This is a genomic window from Flavobacterium suaedae (assembly GCF_014642915.1).
GTDB classification, from domain to species: Bacteria; Bacteroidota; Bacteroidia; order Flavobacteriales; family Flavobacteriaceae; genus Flavobacterium; species Flavobacterium suaedae.
Genome location: NZ_BMJE01000003.1, coordinates 309569 through 327866, shown reverse-complemented (window position 1 = coordinate 327866; position 18298 = coordinate 309569). Strand labels below are relative to the sequence as shown.

Genomic DNA, 18298 nt, shown 5'->3' with positions numbered 1-18298 from the left:
AGTGAGTAACTGATTAAAAATCCGTAATCTGAACTATGGAATATTACTGAAAATGTTACTTTTACAAAAGTAGCTTGATTGATGAAGCGGGTGTGAAAAACAATATGGAAGAAAAATGAATATCTTTTTTACTCTTATAAGAAGATACCAATTACTGCTGCTGTTGGTTTTTATAACACAACAGGCAGTAGCACAACAGGAGCCTCAGTATACACAATATATGTATAATACACTTACTGTTAATCCTGCTTATACAGGCTCAACAGGCGGGCTGGATGTGTTATTGCAACACCGTTCGCAATGGGTAGGTGTTGACGGTGCGCCAAGAACGCAGGCTTTTACCGTTCATTCTCCTTGGGGAGATAATGTAGGGGTAGGGCTTAGTGCTGTAAATGACAGAATTGGTCCTGCGGATGAATTATATTTAGACGGAAATTTTTCCTATACACTACGTTTAGGTATGGATAGTAATTTGGCTTTTGGGCTAAAAGGTGGTGCCAGGATATTAAATATTGACTGGTCGCGAGGACGTTATTATGATGAAGGAGACCCTTTGTTAAATAGTAATATTAATAACAAGGCATCGGTAACTATAGGTTCAGGAGTATATTATTATACAGATAGATGGTATGCGGGAGTATCAGTCCCTAATTTTATACGCGATAATTATTATGATGATGTACAGGAAAGTGTGGTTTCGGACAGGCTTCACTATTATATTATAGGGGGGTATGTTTTTGACCTTTCTGAAAATATAAAGTTTAAACCTGCTGTTTTGGGTAAAGTAGTTTCGGGAGCACCCATAACCGTTGATGGCTCAGCAAATTTTCTGTTTTACGAACGATTTACTTTTGGGGCAGCCTACCGTTATGATGACTCCCTTAGCGCATTGGCAGGCTTTCAGATAACCGATAAATTATTTGTGGGCTATTCTTTTGATTATTCAACTACTGAGTTGAATAAATATAACGATGGCTCGCATGAAGTTGTACTGCGTTTTCAACTACTGCCTAAAGCAACACGAATTAAATCGCCCCGTTTCTTTTAAGCAAAATTATTATGAGGAAAGCATTATTTTTTATCAGCCTGTTTTTTTGTGTGACTACGTGTTTCGGGCAGTTTACATTAAAAAAAGCGGAGAGGCTTTTTGATGAAATGGCATATACTGATGCGGTAGTAGCCTATGAAAAATATTTAAAATCAGGACACAAACCCAAAAAGAAAATAAAACTACATATTGCGGATAGTTACTACTACATTAATAACTATGCAAAAGCGCAAAGCTGGTATGAAAGGGTTGGTGTAAGTAAACTAAAAAACACTCAATTTAATAATTACGTACAGGCATTAAAAGCACAGGGAGCGTATGAGAAAGCTAATGAGGTGCTGTTAACCTATTTAAAATCAAAAGGGAATTCTTCAGGTTTGCTAAAACGTTTTGAAGAACAACGCGATTATTTAGATAGTATAAATGCTTTAGAACCCCGATATACTATAAAAAACCTTGATATTAACACCGATAAATCAGACTTTGGTACTGCATTTTATGGTGATGAAATAATTTATTCTTCAGCAAAGAATACGGTATATAGAGAGAAGGAACTATATAAATGGAATAAACAGCCTTTTCTTGATTTGTATGTAGCTGCTCAAAACATAGAAAGTGATACTATTTTAAAGGATGAATCACAGTTTTTACCCAAGCAACAAAACCGCTACCATACTGCGGGGCTGGTTTTTACTGATGATTTACAAACTGTTTATTATAGTACTAATACTGTAAAAGGAAAGTTTCATTTAGAAAATGATGATGCCGGTACAAATAACATCCGTATTATGAGGGCTGATATTGCAGATGAAAAATATGAAGCTGTACAAGTGTTACCTTTTAATGACATTGAATATTCTGTAGGGCATCCTGCTTTAACCCCAGACGGTAAATGGTTGTTATTTATTAGTGATATGCCGGGAGGCTACGGCGCAACGGATATTTACAGGGTAGAGGTGCTTAGTAAAGGGAAGTATGGGAAACCTATAAATTTAGGACCAACTATAAACACCGAAGGAAAAGAAATGTTTCCTTTTATAAGTGATGATAAGCTCTATTTTGCATCTGATGGTTATTTTGGAATGGGAGGACTGGATGTTTATGAGAGTAAATTTACTACCAATTTTGATTTTGAAGCCCCGAAAAACTTAGGCAGTCCTGTAAACAGTAATTTTGATGATTTTGCTTACATAGTTAGTGATGATGGCAGTTATGGCTACTTTTCATCTAACCGAACAGGAGGCAAGGGAGATGACGATATATATTATTTTGCTAAAAAAGATATTGAGAATGAGTTTGAATGTGAGCATATTCTTACCGGTATTGTAACTGATGCAGTCAGCGGTAAACCAATTGAGGGCGTTACTATAAAAGTGGGTGATGGATATGGAGAAGTAGTAGGTACAGGGGATGTTACTACAGATACGGAGGGAAGATATGTATTAGAAGAAGTGCCGTGTAACTTCTATATTATGGCAGGAGCATTTAAAAAAGGGTACAGTACAGATACAGAGGATATAACTACACCCGGTGCGCCATCGGGGGAAGTAAAAATAGATTTCCAATTGGATAAGTACAGCAACCTTGTTGTTAAGGAGGGTAAGGTTGAAAAAATTAAAATAAATCCTATTTACTTTGACTTCGACAAGCATACTATTAATAACAAAGCAAAGTTGGAGTTGGATAAAGTAGTATATGTACTTAAAAAATTCCCTGATATTCGCATAAAAATAGAATCGCATACTGATTCGAGAGGGAGTGATGCTTACAATGAAGTTTTATCGCAAAGAAGAGCTACTTCTACCTACAATTATATAATAAGTAAAGGTATAGCTGCTTCCCGTATAGAAAGCGTAAAAGGCTATGGCGAAAAACGACTGAGAAACCATTGCAGCAACGGTGTGCCCTGTAACAAAGAAGAGCACCTTTATAACAGGCGTTCTGATTTTATAATTGTAAATAAGTAACTTTTTTATAATACAGTTTACTGCCTGTATTTTATTTTAATGTTTTTAGCCTTTAAACTGTTGTTATATATCAACGAATTATTACTTTTGTTCGTTGCAAAAAGTAGGTGTTTTATATACTATTAAATAAAAGCCTGCGTTTATTAACCGTGTTTAAGCGCTATAAATTTTAATACAATGAAATTAAAAAAGGTTCTTTTAACCCTGTCGTTATTTATTTCGGCTTTATCTTTTGCTCAACAAGTTGAAAAAGAAGTATTATTTACAATAGACGATACACCTTATTATACAGATGAATTTGAAAGGGTTTACAAGAAAAACCTAAATCTTGTAAAAGATGATTCTCAAAAAGACCTTAATAATTATTTAGACCTTTTTGTCGGGTATAAGTTAAAAGTGAAAAAAGCTAATGAGCTTGGTTTACAAAACGACAAAAAGTATCAAAACGAGTTGAGAGCATACCGCGCTCAGCTTTCTAAAACATACCTTACAGATACTAAAGTTACCGAGGAACTTTTAGAAGAGGCTTACGAGCGTTCTAAAAAAGAGGTGAAAGCATCGCACATACTTTTTATGGTAGATGAAAATGCTACTCCGGCTGATACGCTTACAGTTTATAACAAAGCAATGGATGTACGCAAAAAAGCACTTGCAGGACAAGACTTCGGTAAACTGGCAAAAGAATATTCAGAAGACCCATCAGCCCAAGATAATATGGGGGATTTAGGTTATTTTTCTGTTTTCAGAATGGTTTACCCTTTTGAAACAGGAGCTTATAACACTCCTAAAGGACAAATATCTATGCCTGTTCGTACTCGTTTTGGTTACCACCTTATAAAGGTAAATGATGTTAGAGATAACAGGGGCGAGGTTACTGCTGCACACATTATGATATTAAAATCTAAAAATGCAAGCAAAGAGGAGCAGGCTAAAGCACAACAGACTATTGAAGAGATATACCAAAAATTACAGCAGGGAGAAGATTTTGAAAGTTTAGCGAAACAATTCTCTGAAGACAAGTCAACTGCTGCGGTAGGTGGTAAATTAACTAAATTCAGCTCAGGAGAGTTAAGCTCTGTTGAGTTTGAAGACCAGATTTTTGCTTTAAATACTCCGGGAGAATACTCAGAACCTTTCCAGACAAAATACGGCTGGCATATTGTTAGACTTATAGAAAAGCACAAGACAAAACCGTATGTTGACTTAAAAGAAGAGTTTGAAAATAAAATTAAGCGTGATGAGCGTTCTAAGCTGATTATAGCTTCTATGAATGAAAAGCTGAGAAAGAAATATCCAATAGATAAAAATGAGGCTGTTTACAAAAAAGTACAAAAGGCTGTAAATAATAATGTTTACGAAAATACTTGGGTGTTACCTGAAAATATGGAAGATTACAATGAAACACTTTTCACTATTAATAATGAAAAGAAAGTTTCAGCAGAGTCATTCCTACAGTATGTTCAGTCGCACCAAAGAAGTCCGCTTTCAGTAAAACCTGTCAGCAAATATACCGATGCTCTTTTAGAGAATTATATAGATGAAAAACTAAATATATACTATAAAGATAACCTTGAAAGAGAATTTCCTGAATTTGGTATAGTAATGGAAGAGTATAGAGATGGTTTGTTACTTTTTGAGCTTATGGAGCGCGAAATATGGGAAAAGGCTAAAAATGACTCTATAGGTCTTGAGCAGTATTATACAAACCATGTTGACAAATACCAGTGGAATGACAGAGTAGAAGCAGATATTTACTCTTCTACTGATAAAAATATTATTAAGCAAACCAGAAAGTTTCTTAAAAAGGGGAAAGATGCAGCTTACATAAAAGAGCAGCTAAACAAAGAAGATAAGATAAACGTAATAGAAAAAGAGGGAACTTTTGAGATAGAGAGTGACCATATACTACCGGAACTTAAAAAATATAAAGAAGGAGTATCAAAAATAGTTAACGACGATAAGTACTACTACGTTGTAAATATTAAAAAAGTACTTCCTTCGGGTGCAAAAACGCTTGAAGAAGCAAGAGGTCGCGTTATTAACGACTATCAGCAATACTTAGAAAGTAACTGGGTAGATGAGTTGAAGAAAGAGTTTACTGTAAAAGTAAACCAGGATGTGTTTAAAAAAGTTAAGAAACAACTACAGCAGTAATGCTAAAAAGAGTTATACTGTTATTTACAGCCCTTAATTTGGCTTCCTGTAATTATTTTAAAGAGGAAGAAAAACCGCATGAAGATGCCGTAGCCAGGGTTAATGACAATTATCTTTATCCTGAAGATTTAAAAGGAATAGTGCCGGAAGGCACATCTAAGCAGGATAGTGCGGCCATTATAAAAAGTTTTATTGACCGATGGGCTTCAAAAAAATTGCTTTATAGTGCAGCAGAGTTAAACCTTAGTGAAGAAAAACAAAACGAGTATAACGAACTAATAAGACAATACAAAACAGACCTTTTTACAAAAGCTTATATTGAAGAACTTGTAAAAAGAAGTGTTGATACAGCAATTACTGAAGAAGAAGTTGCTAAATATTATCAGGACTTTAAAAGCAACTTTAAAACTACAGGTACGTTAGTAAGGCTAAGATATATAAAGCTGGATAGCGACCACCCTAAGTTTAAAAAGATAAAAGACAAATTTGTAAAAGGAGATAAAAAAGATTTAAAATCATTAAACGATATAGCGATACAATTTAAAAGTTATGCGTTTAATGATACTACTTGGGTAGATATGAATCAGGTATACACTAAGTTGCCTTTTATAACGCCTGATAACAGAGATAAATATATAAGCGAAGGAATATCATATCAGTACCCTGATTCTACTGATGTATATTTGGTAAAAGTAAACAGTGTACTCAATAAAAATGAAATATCTCCGTATGAGTACATAAAGCCAACATTGGAACAGCTTATAATAAATAACAGGAAACTGGAGTTAATAAAGAAGTTTGAGAAAGATATAACAGATGATGCGATTAAAAACAATAAATATGAAATTTATAAATAGGTTTGCCTTAGTTGTTGCAATGGTATGCATGGTATTGCCGTTACATGCTCAGGAAATTATAAAAGAAACTCAGGCAGATACTGTTAAACCTGCACGTGTAAATCCTAATAAACGTGTAAAAATTGATGGCGTAATAGCTGTAGTGGGAGATTTTGTAGTACTAGATTCTGATATAGACCTTATGTATCGTGAATTACAAGCACAAAATATCCCGGTAAAAGATGTTAAGCGTTGTGAGCTTTTAGGTAAGCTAATGGAGGATAAACTATATGCACACCAGGCAATACAGGATAGTATTATAGTAGCGGATGCAGAGGTAAACGAAACCATGGATAAGCAGATAGACTACTTTGTAGAGCAGTTAGGATCTGAAGATAAAATGGTGGAGTACTTTAAAAAGAAAGATATTGAAACCTTTAGGGCTGAGCTTTTTGATATGATAAAAAATCAGAAGCTGACAGAGCAAATGCAGAAGAAAATTATTGATGAGGTAGAAATTACTCCTGAAGAAGTAAGAATATTTTTCTCTCAGTTTGAAGGTGAAGATGTCCCTATTTTCGGGGCTGAAATGGAAGTGGCACAAATAGTTATTAAGCCGGAAGTTTCGGAAGAAGCGAAACAGGAAGTAATAAGGAGACTTAAAGAAATAAAGCAAGATGTATTAAACGGTTCAAGTTTTTACAGTAAAGCAGTTTTATATTCTGAAGACCCTGGTTCTCGCTCTAACGGAGGGTATTACAAAATGACAAGAAAGACGCCTTTTGTAAAGGAATTTAAAGATGTAGCTTTCAGTCTTGATGAAGGAGAGATATCAGAGCCTGTTGAAACAGAGTTTGGTTATCACCTTATATATGTTGAAAAAATAAGAGGTCAGGTTATTGAAGTGAGGCATATATTAATGAAGCCTAAAGTAAGTAATGAGGCTTTAATTGCAGCAAAAGAAAAAATTGAAAAAATACGACAAAGAATACTTGCCGGTGAGATAGATTTTGCTGAAGCAGCACGTTCAGAATCTGATGAAAAAGAGACAAGAAACAGTGGAGGTTTGTTAATGAACCCTCGTACACTTGAAACACGTTTTGAGTTAACTAAACTTCCGCCGGAAGTATATAGTGAAGTGTCTGACCTTAAAGAAGGTGAGATAACACAGCCAATACTTAGTGATGATAGAGCTACAGGGCAAAGTTATAAAATATACACTGTAATGAATCGTTATGATGAGCACAAAGCTGATTACGCACTTGATTATACCAAAATTAAAGAACTTGCTTTAAAAGAAAAGCAACGTAAAATTATTGGCGAGTGGAGTAACGAAAAAATTAAAGAGACTTATATTAAAGTTAGTCCTGATTATCAAGGTTGTGATTTTGCTAATGACTGGGTTAAAAACTAATTAGCATTACACAATTAAAATAGTTAGGTAAACAACAAAAATATTTTTAAGTTTGAAGCTAAGGAATTTTCCTTAGCTTTATTGTTTAAACAAATTAACACCTATGTCAGACGTAGCAGCTATTGAGCAATTAGTGCAAAAACAAAAAGACCTGAAAAAAGAAATTGCCAAAATTATTGTAGGGCAGGATGAGGTTATAAACCAAATAGTATTAAGTATATTTTCAGGAGGGCACGCATTGCTGGTAGGTGTACCGGGACTTGCAAAAACCTTAATGGTAAATACAATATCTAAAGCATTAGGGTTAGATTTTAAACGTATACAATTTACACCCGATTTAATGCCGTCAGATATATTAGGGAGTGAAATATTAGATGAAAACAGACAGTTTAAATTTATAAAAGGTCCTGTTTTTTCAAATATCATCCTTGCAGATGAAATAAACCGTACTCCGCCTAAAACACAGGCAGCTTTACTGGAGGCAATGCAGGAAAAAGCAGTTACCACAGCAGGAAAACAATACAAACTGTCACAACCCTACTTTGTTTTAGCAACACAAAACCCAATAGAGCAGGAGGGAACCTACCCATTACCGGAAGCACAGCTAGACAGGTTTATGTTTGCTATTAAGTTAGAGTATCCAACTTTTGAAGAAGAAGTGCAGGTAGTTAAAAGCACAACAAGCGACTCCAGTGCTGTTGTTAATCCACTTTTTGATGCACAACAAATTATAGACTTTCAACACTTAATAAGAAGAATACCAGTTGCTGATAATGTTATTGAATATGCTGTAAAACTGGTAGGTAAAACAAGACCGGGCAGTGCAATGGCAGATGATTATGTAAATACATATCTTGATTGGGGAGCAGGACCAAGAGCCTCTCAAAACCTTATTTTAGCAGCAAAAGCAAATGCAGCTCTTAATGGTAAATATTCACCGGATATAGAAGATGTACAAGCTGTTGCCACAGGAATACTTCGTCACCGTATTATAAAGAACTACAAAGCAGATGCAGAAGGAATAACAGAAGAAATTATAATTAAAAAATTATTTTAATTCGCTTTAAATTAACTATTTTCTTAAGAATTCGGACTTTTGTTTTGTTGAATATGTAATTTTTAATGGATAATATTTCATTATATGAAATATTATCGTGATTTTTACGTTATAAAAACATCAAGCAATTTATGTCTATTCTATGAAACACTTAAGGAATCTACCTGAGCTGTTTTTTGTAGGTGTTTTATCGGTTAAATTATTTAAAAACCTTTTCCAAACAGGAGGAGTTGATTACATAGCCTTATTAATAATTTGGTTATTACTTTTACAGTTTGTGTATAAAAGCAGATGGCTTGGTATAGTATACGGAAATCTGCTTGCCGCATTTAGTATATATAGCATAGGAGCACTATTTTATAGTTATCCTTTTGCAGATATTACAGGCGGAAAAGAAGTTTTATACATGGCTGCAAATCTGCTTTTATACGGGTTAAGCGTTTTTATGTCCGGGAAAATGCTCTATAATTATTATACAGCTGAAGAAAATTGTGCTGAAAACGAATTTACAATTTCGTTTTAAGTAGGAAAAAACTGGAAAAACAAAAAGCGGGTACTAAATATTTAGTACCCGCTTTTTGTAGGAGTAAGACTTATTGTTTCGAAATCTTCAATATAAAGTCAATTTTTTAAGAATATCTAAAAAAAACACTCAAAACCATAAAATGATTATATTATTTTCATCATAATAGAATGTTTATAAATAATAATTCCTGTAAATTAAAGAAAGGCTAAAAATTTTTTAGTTGATTTAAGAATTAGTAATTTTACACCACTTTTTTTACAAACGAAAATTAATATAACTTACTATGGCTTTTGATATTGATATGATCAAAAAAGTGTATGCTAACATGGCCGAGCGTGTAGACAAAGCACGTGAACTTGTTGGTCGTCCGCTTACACTTTCTGAAAAGATTTTATATTCACATCTTTGGGACGGGACGCCTTCACAGGCTTTTACACGTGGTAAAGACTATGTTGATTTTGCTCCCGACAGAGTTGCTTGTCAGGATGCAACAGCACAAATGGCATTATTACAGTTTATGCATGCAGGTAAGCCAAAAGTGGCAGTGCCTACAACAGTACACTGTGATCACCTTATACAGGCCAAAGTAGGAGCAGATAAAGATCTTAAACGTGCTAAAGAGCAGAGTAATGAGGTTTTTGATTTCCTTTCTTCTGTTTCCAATAAATATGGCATCGGTTTCTGGAAACCGGGAGCAGGTATCATCCACCAGGTAGTATTAGAAAACTATGCATTCCCGGGAGGTATGATGATTGGTACTGACTCTCACACTGTAAACGCAGGTGGTCTTGGTATGTTAGCTATTGGTGTTGGTGGTGCTGATGCTGTAGACGTGATGAGCGGTATGGCATGGGAGCTTAAATTCCCTAAACTAATAGGTGTAAAATTAACAGGTAAACTTTCCGGCTGGACAGCTCCTAAAGACGTTATACTAAAAGTAGCAGGTATACTAACCGTAAAAGGTGGTACAGGTGCTATTGTAGAATATTTTGGCGAAGGTGCCGAAGCTATGTCTTGTACCGGTAAAGGTACAATTTGTAACATGGGTGCTGAGGTAGGTGCTACTACTTCAACATTTGGGTATGATGATTCTATGGATCGTTACCTGCGTGCTACAAACAGAGCAGATGTTGCTGATGAAGCAGCTAAAATGGCTGACTACTTAACAGCAGATAAAGAAGTATATGCAAACCCTGAAACATATTTTGATCAGGTAATTGAAATAAACCTTTCTGAACTTGAACCACACTTAAACGGTCCTTTCACTCCGGATTTAGCTACGCCTATATCTAAAATGAGAGAAGAGGCCGAGAAAAATGATTGGCCTTTAAATATACAAGTTGGTCTTATCGGTTCTTGTACTAACTCTTCATACGAAGATATTTCACGTTCAGTATCTATCGCTAAACAAGCAGATGAGAAAAAACTTAAGCCAAAAGCTAAGTTTACTATTACTCCGGGTTCTGAGCAAGTACGTTATACTATAGAGCGAGATGGTTTTATTGATACTTTCGATAAAATTGGTGCTACTGTATTTGCTAACGCATGTGGACCATGTATTGGTATGTGGGACAGAGAAGGTTCAGAAAAACAAGAGCGTAACACTATTGTACACTCATTTAACCGTAACTTCTCTAAGCGTGCCGATGGTAACCCTAACACACTTGCTTTTGTAGGTTCTCCTGAATTAGTTACTGCACTTGCTATTGCGGGTGACTTAGGTTTTAACCCTATGACAGATAAACTTATCAATGAGAATGGAGAAGAGGTAATGCTTGACGAGCCTAGCGGATGGGAACTTCCTGAAAAAGGTTTCGCAGTAGAAGATGCAGGCTACCAAGCTCCGGCAAAAGATGGTTCTGATGTTGAAGTAGTTGTTAAGGAAGATAGTGAGCGTTTACAATTACTAGCTCCTTTCCAACCATGGGATGGCGAAAACATTATGGGGGCAAAACTGCTTATTAAAGCATTTGGTAAATGTACTACCGACCATATTTCTATGGCAGGACCTTGGTTACGTTTCCGTGGTCACCTTGATAATATTTCAAACAACATGCTTATAGGTGGTGTTAACGCTTATAACATGGAAACTAATAAAGTTAAAAATCAGCTTACAGGTGAGTATGGCGAAGTACCTGCTGTAGCACGTGAGTATAAAGCTGCGGGTGTACCGTCAATAGTTGTGGGCGACCATAACTACGGTGAAGGTTCAAGCCGTGAGCACGCTGCAATGGAGCCACGTCACCTTGGGGTACGTGTAGTACTTGTAAAATCGTTTGCTCGTATTCACGAAACTAACCTTAAAAAGCAAGGTATGCTTGCGCTTACATTTGCTAATGAGGCTGATTATGACAAAATACAAGAAAATGATACCTTCAACTTTATTGACCTTGAGGAATTTGCTCCGGACAGACAAATTACTATTGAGGTAATACACGATGATGGTTCTAAAGATACTGTACTTGCTAACCATTCGTATAACGATGGGCAGATAGCATGGTTTAAAGCAGGTTCTGCACTAAACCTTATTGCTGCGGCAAGCAGAAAAGAAAATGCTTAATTAAGTTTTTATAGCATATAATAAAAAACGCCCTGACATTGTCAGGGTTTTTTTTATTTTATAATTCTTTTAGTTATTTAGTTTCTTTAAATATGCTATATAATTATTTACTAATATTCAAACCCGTAATCCTCTAATTGCAAATGAAATTCTTTCATCAAGAATAATAAATCATTCCATTATATAGCTGTAGCCTAACCGCATACCGCTACATTCTTCTCTAGTTAATCCTACCTGGTCACCTTCTTTGAAATCAACTCTTGCCTTAATAGCAGATATTAATTCAAAAGTAAAATGTTTATAATCTATATCTTCCATAATTTTATTAGTAATATTTAACCGTTTTTTCTTCATACGATATATTCTCAGCAATAACATAAAATGGAAGGTTGTCATCGTTTAATATTTTATATATATTATTGCCCTGTATAACTTTATATGACATATTTATTTTTTTGGCTTCTGCATTATCTATTAATTGGATTGCATGGTTTTCAGAGAGGCTAATATTCCATTCTGAGTTTAACAGTATTGTGCTCACATTTATAAATTTTATTTCATAACTGTGGTAGTAGATTAAATCTTTACCTGCTACAATTATCAATTCATTATCCTTAAATGAATATATCTTCATTTCTAAGTATAAATCCCTAGAGAGTTTTTGATTTATTTCCTGGATTATATCGATTTTACTCACTTTTATGTGTATTATCAGTTTTAAACAGATAGTAAATTTACAGATAGAAATCTATTTACTGGTCAGATAACCTAATGACTAAAGTTATATATGTTACTATGTATAATATATTATTTTTGGTTATCTACTTTCTTTAAATGTGCTATATAATTATTTAGCAATGATTCTATCTGAATTTTAGCGATAGGGTTGGCAGAGTGAACCTTAAAATTAAGGTTGCTTAAATCCAAGTTACTCTCATAAACCAGCCATTTAGCGCAGTCATACCCTTCTTTTAATAAATTACCTGCTATATCCTCACCTAAATCATTATCAAAACTTATAAAATCAGGTAGTCCTTTTTTCTTTATCACATTAATAAAATCATCATAATTCCTAACAATCACGAAATCATTATTTGATAGATTAGGATACACCATGTCTACATTTCTAATATCGTCTAAGAAAAGTTTGTATTTTTCTTTCTTCATTTTGTTAAACCTTTTTAGTTAAATCTAACATTTCCTAAAAATAGAATTTATTTGGTTATAAGGGTAGTTTTATATCAGATTGCTTCGTCGTGCCTCCTCGCAATGACTGTAAACAAAAAAAATCCGACCTAGCATGAGGTCGGATTTTTTATAAAACTATATGTTGTTATCTACTAATAGTAGGTATAACGTCTTACTTTAGAGATGTATTTTGCTAAGCGAATAACTTGGTGGCTGTAACCATATTCGTTATCGTACCATACATAAAGTACGATGCTTTTACCATCGCCACTAACAAGTGTAGCATGGCTGTCAAAAATTGATGGCGCTGTAGAACCTACAATGTCTGATGATACTAACTCATTGTTAAGCTCATATTTTATTTGCTCTACCAATTCGCCTTCCAGCGCGTACCCTTTTATAATGTTGTTAACCTCTTCGGCAGTAGTTTCTTTTCCTACTTCAAGGTTAAGTACTACAAGCGAACCGTTTGGTACCGGTACACGTATAGCATTTGAAGTAAGTTTACCTGCTAACGATGGTAATGCTTTGCTTACTGCGCTACCTGCACCTGTTTCGGTAATAACCATGTTTAATGCAGCAGCTCTACCACGACGGTATTTTTTGTGCATGTTATCAACAAGGTTTTGGTCGTTAGTGTAAGCATGTATTGTTTCAAGGTGACCTTTTTCTATACCAAGCGTGTCTTCTATTGCTTTTAGTACCGGTGTAATAGCATTGGTAGTACAAGATGCTGCTGAGTATATTTTAACTTCATCAGGGTTGTACTCATTTTGGTTAACACCGTGTACAATATTTGGTATACCTTTACCGGGAGCGGTAAGTAATACTTTATCTACTCCTTTTGATGTTAGGTGACGGCTTAAAGCCTCTTCATCTTTAAATGCACCTGTATTATCTAAAACTAAAGCATTGTTTATACCATATTCAGTATAATCAATTTCTTCTGGTCCTCCGGCAGTAATCATGTGTACGGTTGTACCGTTAATGATTAGAGCATTATTTTCATGGTCTGCAATTACTGAACCTTCAAAATCACCATGAATAGAGTCGTAACGCAGTAATGATGCTCTTTTTTCTAAAAGTGTTGCATCAACTTTATCTCTTGTTACAACTGCTCTCAGTCGAAGTTGGGTTCCTTTACCTACTTTAGACATTAATATTCTTGCCAATAAACGTCCAATTCTACCAAAACCGTAAAGTACTACATCTTTAGGTTCTATTTCCTTGCTTTCTTTAGAGTCGCTTAGCTTGTCTAAAACAAAAGCGGTAGCATCGTTATACTTATCGTCTTCCAGGTGATATTCATAAGTAAGTTTACCTATGTCTATACGAGAAGGTGGTAAATCAAGCGATTGTATTGCTTTAGCTATCTCTACAGAGTCGAATACATTAATAGGTTTGTTTACAAACTCTACAGCATATTCATGCAGGTTAATAACTTCGCTAACGGTTCTGTCTATAAGTTGATTTCTAAACAGTACAAGTTCTATGGCTTTGTCGTACCATAAATCGCTAACAATTTTAATGAATTCTACTCCTGCCCTCCTTCTGTCGGCCTGGAAAGACAGTTCTTTTTCGTATAACGCATTATTGCTCATGAAGATAAAAGATTAAATAGTGTTGTTATAATGCTGCAAAAGTAATTATTTCAAACGTTTTCGTAAAAATAAATTTAACTTTTTTAGCATTAATAAAGTTTGTTTATAAAATAGGTTAAAAGCTTACTAATAACATTTCAAATTATTGTTAAACAATATTTTATTAATAGTTTTTATGTGCTTTTAGTTGTAACTTTAGTAGAATTAAATACCAAAATATAAAATTATGATATTAACTATACAAAGGTTCTGCTTTACAATTACTGTCTTTATACTAATGTGCAGCACTATAGCACATGCACAAATAGACTATTATGAGGATTTCCCTGTGGAAGGTACAGCGTGGACAAATCTTGACTTTCAAATTACTGATATAGCTGTTTGTAATGGCGGATATGCTTTTAGAGCTAATCCTGTTAATGATTTAGGTACTACAGTGCCTGCTGAAACGGTTTCTGAAAGTATAGGTGTTTCTAACGGGGAGCTATTAACCCTAACGTATGATTATAAACTTTTGGTTTATGACCCAGATTTGCCTTATGTTGCTGTAGATGGTAATGACTGGGGCTACTTTTTTATTCAATATGGAGAAACACGAAACGGCCCCTGGAAAACAGTAGATGTTGTAGAACCTGTAAACCATACCGCTTCTGTAAACTGTGCTACAAGGGTAATAGAATTTATGCCTCCTGTAAACAAACCTGTTTATTTGCGAATTGTAGCAGATGCAGGAACTGATTTACAGTCCAGTTATTATTTATACATAGATAATATAAGTGCTTTGCAGGATACTATTACTATAGATCCTTTATTGGAAAAAGATGAAATGCTGGTCTATCCAACTCCTGTTGATGATTACCTTAATATAAACTTTGATGATGCATTTGTTACAGATGTTACTTTATATGACCCTTACGGGCAGGAAGTGGAAGTGCCTTTTCCTTCAGGTACCTTAACACAATTAGATATGTCCGGTTTAGAAAAAGGGCAATATGTTTTACATATTGTAGCCGACAATGAATTAAAAATTATTAGTGTAATGAAGGAGTGATTGATAGATAAATGTAAATTTCAAATAGTTAATATTTAGTTAAAGTTTAGTTATAATAATTGTTTTTATAGATTTAGTTGTTGTAAAAACTTAAATTTACCCATCTAACCAATTAAAAATAATTATGAAAAAAAATTTACACTCATTATTGTGTTGTTTTGTTATTTTCTTTGCCTTTACTACTAAAGGTATTTCACAAATCAATTATTCTGAAAGTTTTGACGATGCTGACCACGGATGGGGTCTTTACCTTTTTGGAGAAACAGATGTTGCTCCCTGTGAAGGAGACGGGGCTTTACGCACTAACATTTATTATTCTGTCGATTACGCTAATATACTCTCACCTTCTTTAGGTACTTCAGCAGGAGAAACATTGACTTTGTCATTTGACTATAAGGTAGTAGAGTATACCAGCGATACCCCAACAGATCCAACTTTAAATGAAAATAACTGGGGGTATATAGGTATTTATTATGCACCTACAGCTGAAGGACCCTTTACTCAAATAGGGCTGATTGATACTGAAAATCACACTGAATCTTCTTCGTGTGCAACATGGACAGTTGACTTTGCACCTACTGCCGGTGAAGAAATTTACATAGGTATAGAGCCTCAATTAGGTGATCTTTCAGGTGATTTCTTTGTGTATCTTGATGAAGTGTCACTTACAGAAGCACCGGAATGTAACGGAACACCTGATGCTTCGGATACTGTATCTTCAACAGATGTGTCATGTAATACTGAAGAAGTAGTTTTATCTCTTTCCACTCTTTATTTGAATGCAGTTGAATATCAATGGCAAACCTCTTCAAACGGGGTTGATTTTACAGATGTTGCAGAAGGAGGAAACACTAACACTTATTCAGTAATACAAGAAGAAGATACATGGTATCAGGCAATTATTACGTGTACAAACGGTGGAGAATCTGTAACAAGTACACCTATTTTAGTTACAAGTACAGGCATGCCGTGCTATTGTGATATTGAATTTGATAGTGTGGAGCCTATAACATCTGTAAATTTTGCTGGTATAGATAATCAGTCTTCAGCAGAGATTGATGGTTCGCCGGGAGTAGAGAACTTTACTGATTTAACCCCTGCAGAAGTTTTAAGAGGAGGCACCTATACCTTAACACTAGAGGGTAATACAGCAGGAGAGTATGAAACACCATTTATGTTATATATAGATTTTAACCAAAATGGAGTTTTTGATGATGAAGGAGAAGCTTTTGAAGCAGGTTCTGTTGAAAATTCAGATGGTGAAGACGGACAACAGGCTGTAACAGAAATACAAATACCCGTAACAGCTATGGAGGGCGTAACACAAATGAGAATATTAAAACTTTTTGATGAATATTCTACAGACCCATGTTCCAGTGACGATGGTATAGGGTACGGGCAGGCAGAAGATTATTTAATAAATATTACTGCATGTACTACAGAGGCACCAACGGCAGCAGCAGAACAAAACTTCTGTTTAGAAGCATCAATTCAAGAATTAGCTGCAGATAGTGAAGAAGGAGATACTATACAATGGTATGAAACAGAAACAGGAGGAGAACCTATTGAAGGTTCTGCAATGCTAACAGATGATACTGTTTATTATGCTTCAATAACACCTGAAGGAGGTTGTGAAAGTGAAGTTCGTACAGCGGTAACTGTTTATATACATACAGTTGAAACCCCTACAGTACAATTGTTACAGCCAACGTGTGCAGAGCCAACAGGTACAATAGAAATTACAGCACCACTGGGAACAGAATATGAATATAGTATTGATGGAGAAAACTTCCAGGTATCTCCCGTATTTGAAGGAGTTACAGCAGGCACATATCAAGTATATGCATCTGTAGATGGTTGTGAATCTGTAGCAGTAGAAGCAAATATAGATGAAGCTCCTGAAGCTCCTGAAGTAGCAACCGTTACTGTAATACAACCTGCCTGTAACAACCCATATGGTTCTATAGAGGTTACAGCACCAGTGGGAGCAGAATATGAATATAGTATTGATGGGGTTAACTATCAAGAATCGGCTATGTTTGCAGATTTACTTCCGGGTACATACGAAGTTACAGTTAATAATGTTGATGGCTGTACAAGTACAACAAGTGGTATAACTATTAATGAAGTTCCTGTTATAGATGCGCCAACTGCTGATGCTAACCAGGATTTCTGTAATAATGCAATGGTGGAAGACCTTGATGCTGATGGAAGTGGCTTAGTATGGTATGATGCCGAAACTGAAGGTAATATGCTAGCGGAAGAAACAGTACTTGTAGATGGTACAACGTATTATGTTGCTGCTACAGATGGTGATTGTGAAAGTACTAGAGTTGCTGTTACAGTTGCTATAAATATAGTTGCTGCACCAACAGGAGAAACTACACAGGAGTTTGAGCAAGTAATTTCTGTATCGGATATAGAGATAACAGCTACAGGAGAAGTAACATGGTATGCTACTGAAGAAGATGCTGTAAATGGTGAAAATGATTTAGATCCATCTACTGTAATAGATGAAAGTGGTACTTATTATGCTACGCAAACTATTGATGATTGCGAAAGTGAGCCGTTTGCAGTTACTGTTAGTATAGTATTAAATGCTGATGGATTTGATAAAACAAACTTTACATATCACCCTAACCCTGTAAAAGATGTTCTTACTCTTTCTTACCAAAATACTATAGATGCTGTACAGGTATATAGCTTACTTGGACAGAAAGTAATAGAACAATCAGGTAACCAAAATGAAGTGAAACTTGATATGTCGCAACTGGCAGCCGGTAACTATATAGTTAAGGTTGTTTCGGGTGCTACCACTACAACAATAAAAGTTGTTAAGGAATAAGTGTTTGTTTTAACACAATAAAAAGGGAGGCATTTGCCTCCCTTTTTTATT

The 18298-nt window shown here is 35.0% G+C and carries 14 protein-coding genes; 10 read left to right on the top strand and 4 right to left on the bottom strand.

Features of this window, described 5'->3' with window-relative positions; genetic code table 11:
* The first annotated feature begins 115 nt into the window (after positions 1–115).
* The 8 genes from IEW45_RS07425 to IEW45_RS07390 all read left to right on the top strand — a co-directional run bounded on the left by IEW45_RS07425 (position 116) and on the right by IEW45_RS07390 (position 11562).
* A complete protein-coding gene (locus IEW45_RS07425; protein ID WP_188620599.1) occupies positions 116–1048 on the top strand; it encodes a PorP/SprF family type IX secretion system membrane protein in 933 nt (310 codons plus the stop codon).
* Positions 1049–1059: 11 nt separating this feature from the next.
* Positions 1060–3015 carry an OmpA family protein gene (locus IEW45_RS07420; protein ID WP_188620598.1) on the top strand — a complete coding sequence of 652 codons (1956 nt, stop codon included), beginning with the start codon at positions 1060–1062 and terminating at the stop codon, positions 3013–3015.
* A gap of 177 nt (positions 3016–3192) precedes the next feature.
* Positions 3193–5169 (top strand): peptidylprolyl isomerase, encoded by a 1977-nt coding sequence (locus IEW45_RS07415; protein WP_188620597.1) that lies wholly within the window; start codon positions 3193–3195, stop codon positions 5167–5169.
* On the top strand, positions 5169–6026 hold the full coding sequence (locus IEW45_RS07410; RefSeq protein ID WP_188620596.1) for a hypothetical protein: 858 nt from the start codon (positions 5169–5171) through the stop codon (positions 6024–6026). The genes IEW45_RS07415 and IEW45_RS07410 overlap by 1 nt, the downstream gene beginning before the upstream one ends.
* A complete protein-coding gene (locus tag IEW45_RS07405; protein ID WP_229665918.1) occupies positions 6010–7419 on the top strand; it encodes a peptidylprolyl isomerase in 1410 nt (469 codons plus the stop codon). The genes IEW45_RS07410 and IEW45_RS07405 overlap by 17 nt, the downstream gene beginning before the upstream one ends.
* 103 nt (positions 7420–7522) lie before the next feature.
* Entirely contained in the window at positions 7523–8476 is a 954-nt protein-coding gene (locus tag IEW45_RS07400; RefSeq protein ID WP_188620595.1) for an AAA family ATPase, read from the top strand.
* Positions 8477–8618: 142 nt separating this feature from the next.
* Positions 8619–8999: a hypothetical protein gene (locus IEW45_RS07395; RefSeq protein ID WP_188620594.1), complete on the top strand. Its 381-nt coding sequence runs from the start codon at positions 8619–8621 to the stop codon at positions 8997–8999.
* Positions 9000–9285: 286 nt separating this feature from the next.
* Positions 9286–11562: an aconitate hydratase gene (locus IEW45_RS07390; RefSeq protein WP_188620593.1), complete on the top strand. Its 2277-nt coding sequence runs from the start codon at positions 9286–9288 to the stop codon at positions 11560–11562.
* A gap of 171 nt (positions 11563–11733) precedes the next feature.
* Here IEW45_RS07390 and IEW45_RS07385 read toward each other — a convergent pair whose 3' ends face one another.
* From IEW45_RS07385 to IEW45_RS07370, 4 genes are all read right to left on the bottom strand, one after another.
* The gene (locus IEW45_RS07385; RefSeq protein WP_188620592.1) at positions 11734–11880 is read right to left on the bottom strand and encodes a hypothetical protein; all 147 of its coding nucleotides are present in this window, start codon (positions 11878–11880) and stop codon (positions 11734–11736) included.
* 7 nt (positions 11881–11887) lie between these two features.
* Positions 11888–12259, bottom strand: coding sequence for a hypothetical protein (locus IEW45_RS07380; protein ID WP_188620591.1), 372 nt, complete (start codon positions 12257–12259; stop codon positions 11888–11890).
* Positions 12260–12369: 110 nt separating this feature from the next.
* Positions 12370–12729, bottom strand: coding sequence for a cyclic-phosphate processing receiver domain-containing protein (locus IEW45_RS07375; protein ID WP_229665917.1), 360 nt, complete (start codon positions 12727–12729; stop codon positions 12370–12372).
* A 173-nt stretch (positions 12730–12902) separates the two neighbouring features.
* Positions 12903–14351, bottom strand: a complete 1449-nt coding sequence (locus IEW45_RS07370; RefSeq protein ID WP_188620590.1) for a glyceraldehyde-3-phosphate dehydrogenase — start codon at positions 14349–14351, stop codon at positions 12903–12905.
* Between the two features lie 226 nt (positions 14352–14577).
* On the opposite strand from IEW45_RS07370, the gene IEW45_RS07365 reads away from it, so the two are divergent.
* Positions 14578–15402, top strand: a complete 825-nt coding sequence (locus tag IEW45_RS07365) for a T9SS type A sorting domain-containing protein (protein WP_188620589.1) — start codon at positions 14578–14580, stop codon at positions 15400–15402.
* 124 nt (positions 15403–15526) lie between these two features.
* Positions 15527–18247: a T9SS type A sorting domain-containing protein gene (locus tag IEW45_RS07360; protein WP_188620588.1), complete on the top strand. Its 2721-nt coding sequence runs from the start codon at positions 15527–15529 to the stop codon at positions 18245–18247.
* Positions 18248–18298: the final 51 nt, after the last annotated feature.

What these genes read in the sequence shown, in the direction of transcription:
- IEW45_RS07425 (WP_188620599.1), top strand. Translation starts at nt 116, where the DNA reads ATGAATATCTTTTTTACTCTTATAAGAAGATACCAATTACTGCTGCTG.
- IEW45_RS07420 (WP_188620598.1), top strand. Translation starts at nt 1,060, where the DNA reads ATGAGGAAAGCATTATTTTTTATCAGCCTGTTTTTTTGTGTGACTACG.
- IEW45_RS07415 (WP_188620597.1), top strand. Translation starts at nt 3,193, where the DNA reads ATGAAATTAAAAAAGGTTCTTTTAACCCTGTCGTTATTTATTTCGGCT.
- IEW45_RS07410 (WP_188620596.1), top strand. Translation starts at nt 5,169, where the DNA reads ATGCTAAAAAGAGTTATACTGTTATTTACAGCCCTTAATTTGGCTTCC.
- IEW45_RS07405 (WP_229665918.1), top strand. Translation starts at nt 6,010, where the DNA reads ATGAAATTTATAAATAGGTTTGCCTTAGTTGTTGCAATGGTATGCATG.
- IEW45_RS07400 (WP_188620595.1), top strand. Translation starts at nt 7,523, where the DNA reads ATGTCAGACGTAGCAGCTATTGAGCAATTAGTGCAAAAACAAAAAGAC.
- IEW45_RS07395 (WP_188620594.1), top strand. Translation starts at nt 8,619, where the DNA reads ATGAAACACTTAAGGAATCTACCTGAGCTGTTTTTTGTAGGTGTTTTA.
- IEW45_RS07390 (WP_188620593.1), top strand. Translation starts at nt 9,286, where the DNA reads ATGGCTTTTGATATTGATATGATCAAAAAAGTGTATGCTAACATGGCC.
- IEW45_RS07385 (WP_188620592.1), bottom strand. Translation starts at nt 11,880, where the DNA reads ATGGAAGATATAGATTATAAACATTTTACTTTTGAATTAATATCTGCT.
- IEW45_RS07375 (WP_229665917.1), bottom strand. Translation starts at nt 12,729, where the DNA reads ATGAAGAAAGAAAAATACAAACTTTTCTTAGACGATATTAGAAATGTA.
- IEW45_RS07370 (WP_188620590.1), bottom strand. Translation starts at nt 14,351, where the DNA reads ATGAGCAATAATGCGTTATACGAAAAAGAACTGTCTTTCCAGGCCGAC.
- IEW45_RS07365 (WP_188620589.1), top strand. Translation starts at nt 14,578, where the DNA reads ATGATATTAACTATACAAAGGTTCTGCTTTACAATTACTGTCTTTATA.
- IEW45_RS07360 (WP_188620588.1), top strand. Translation starts at nt 15,527, where the DNA reads ATGAAAAAAAATTTACACTCATTATTGTGTTGTTTTGTTATTTTCTTT.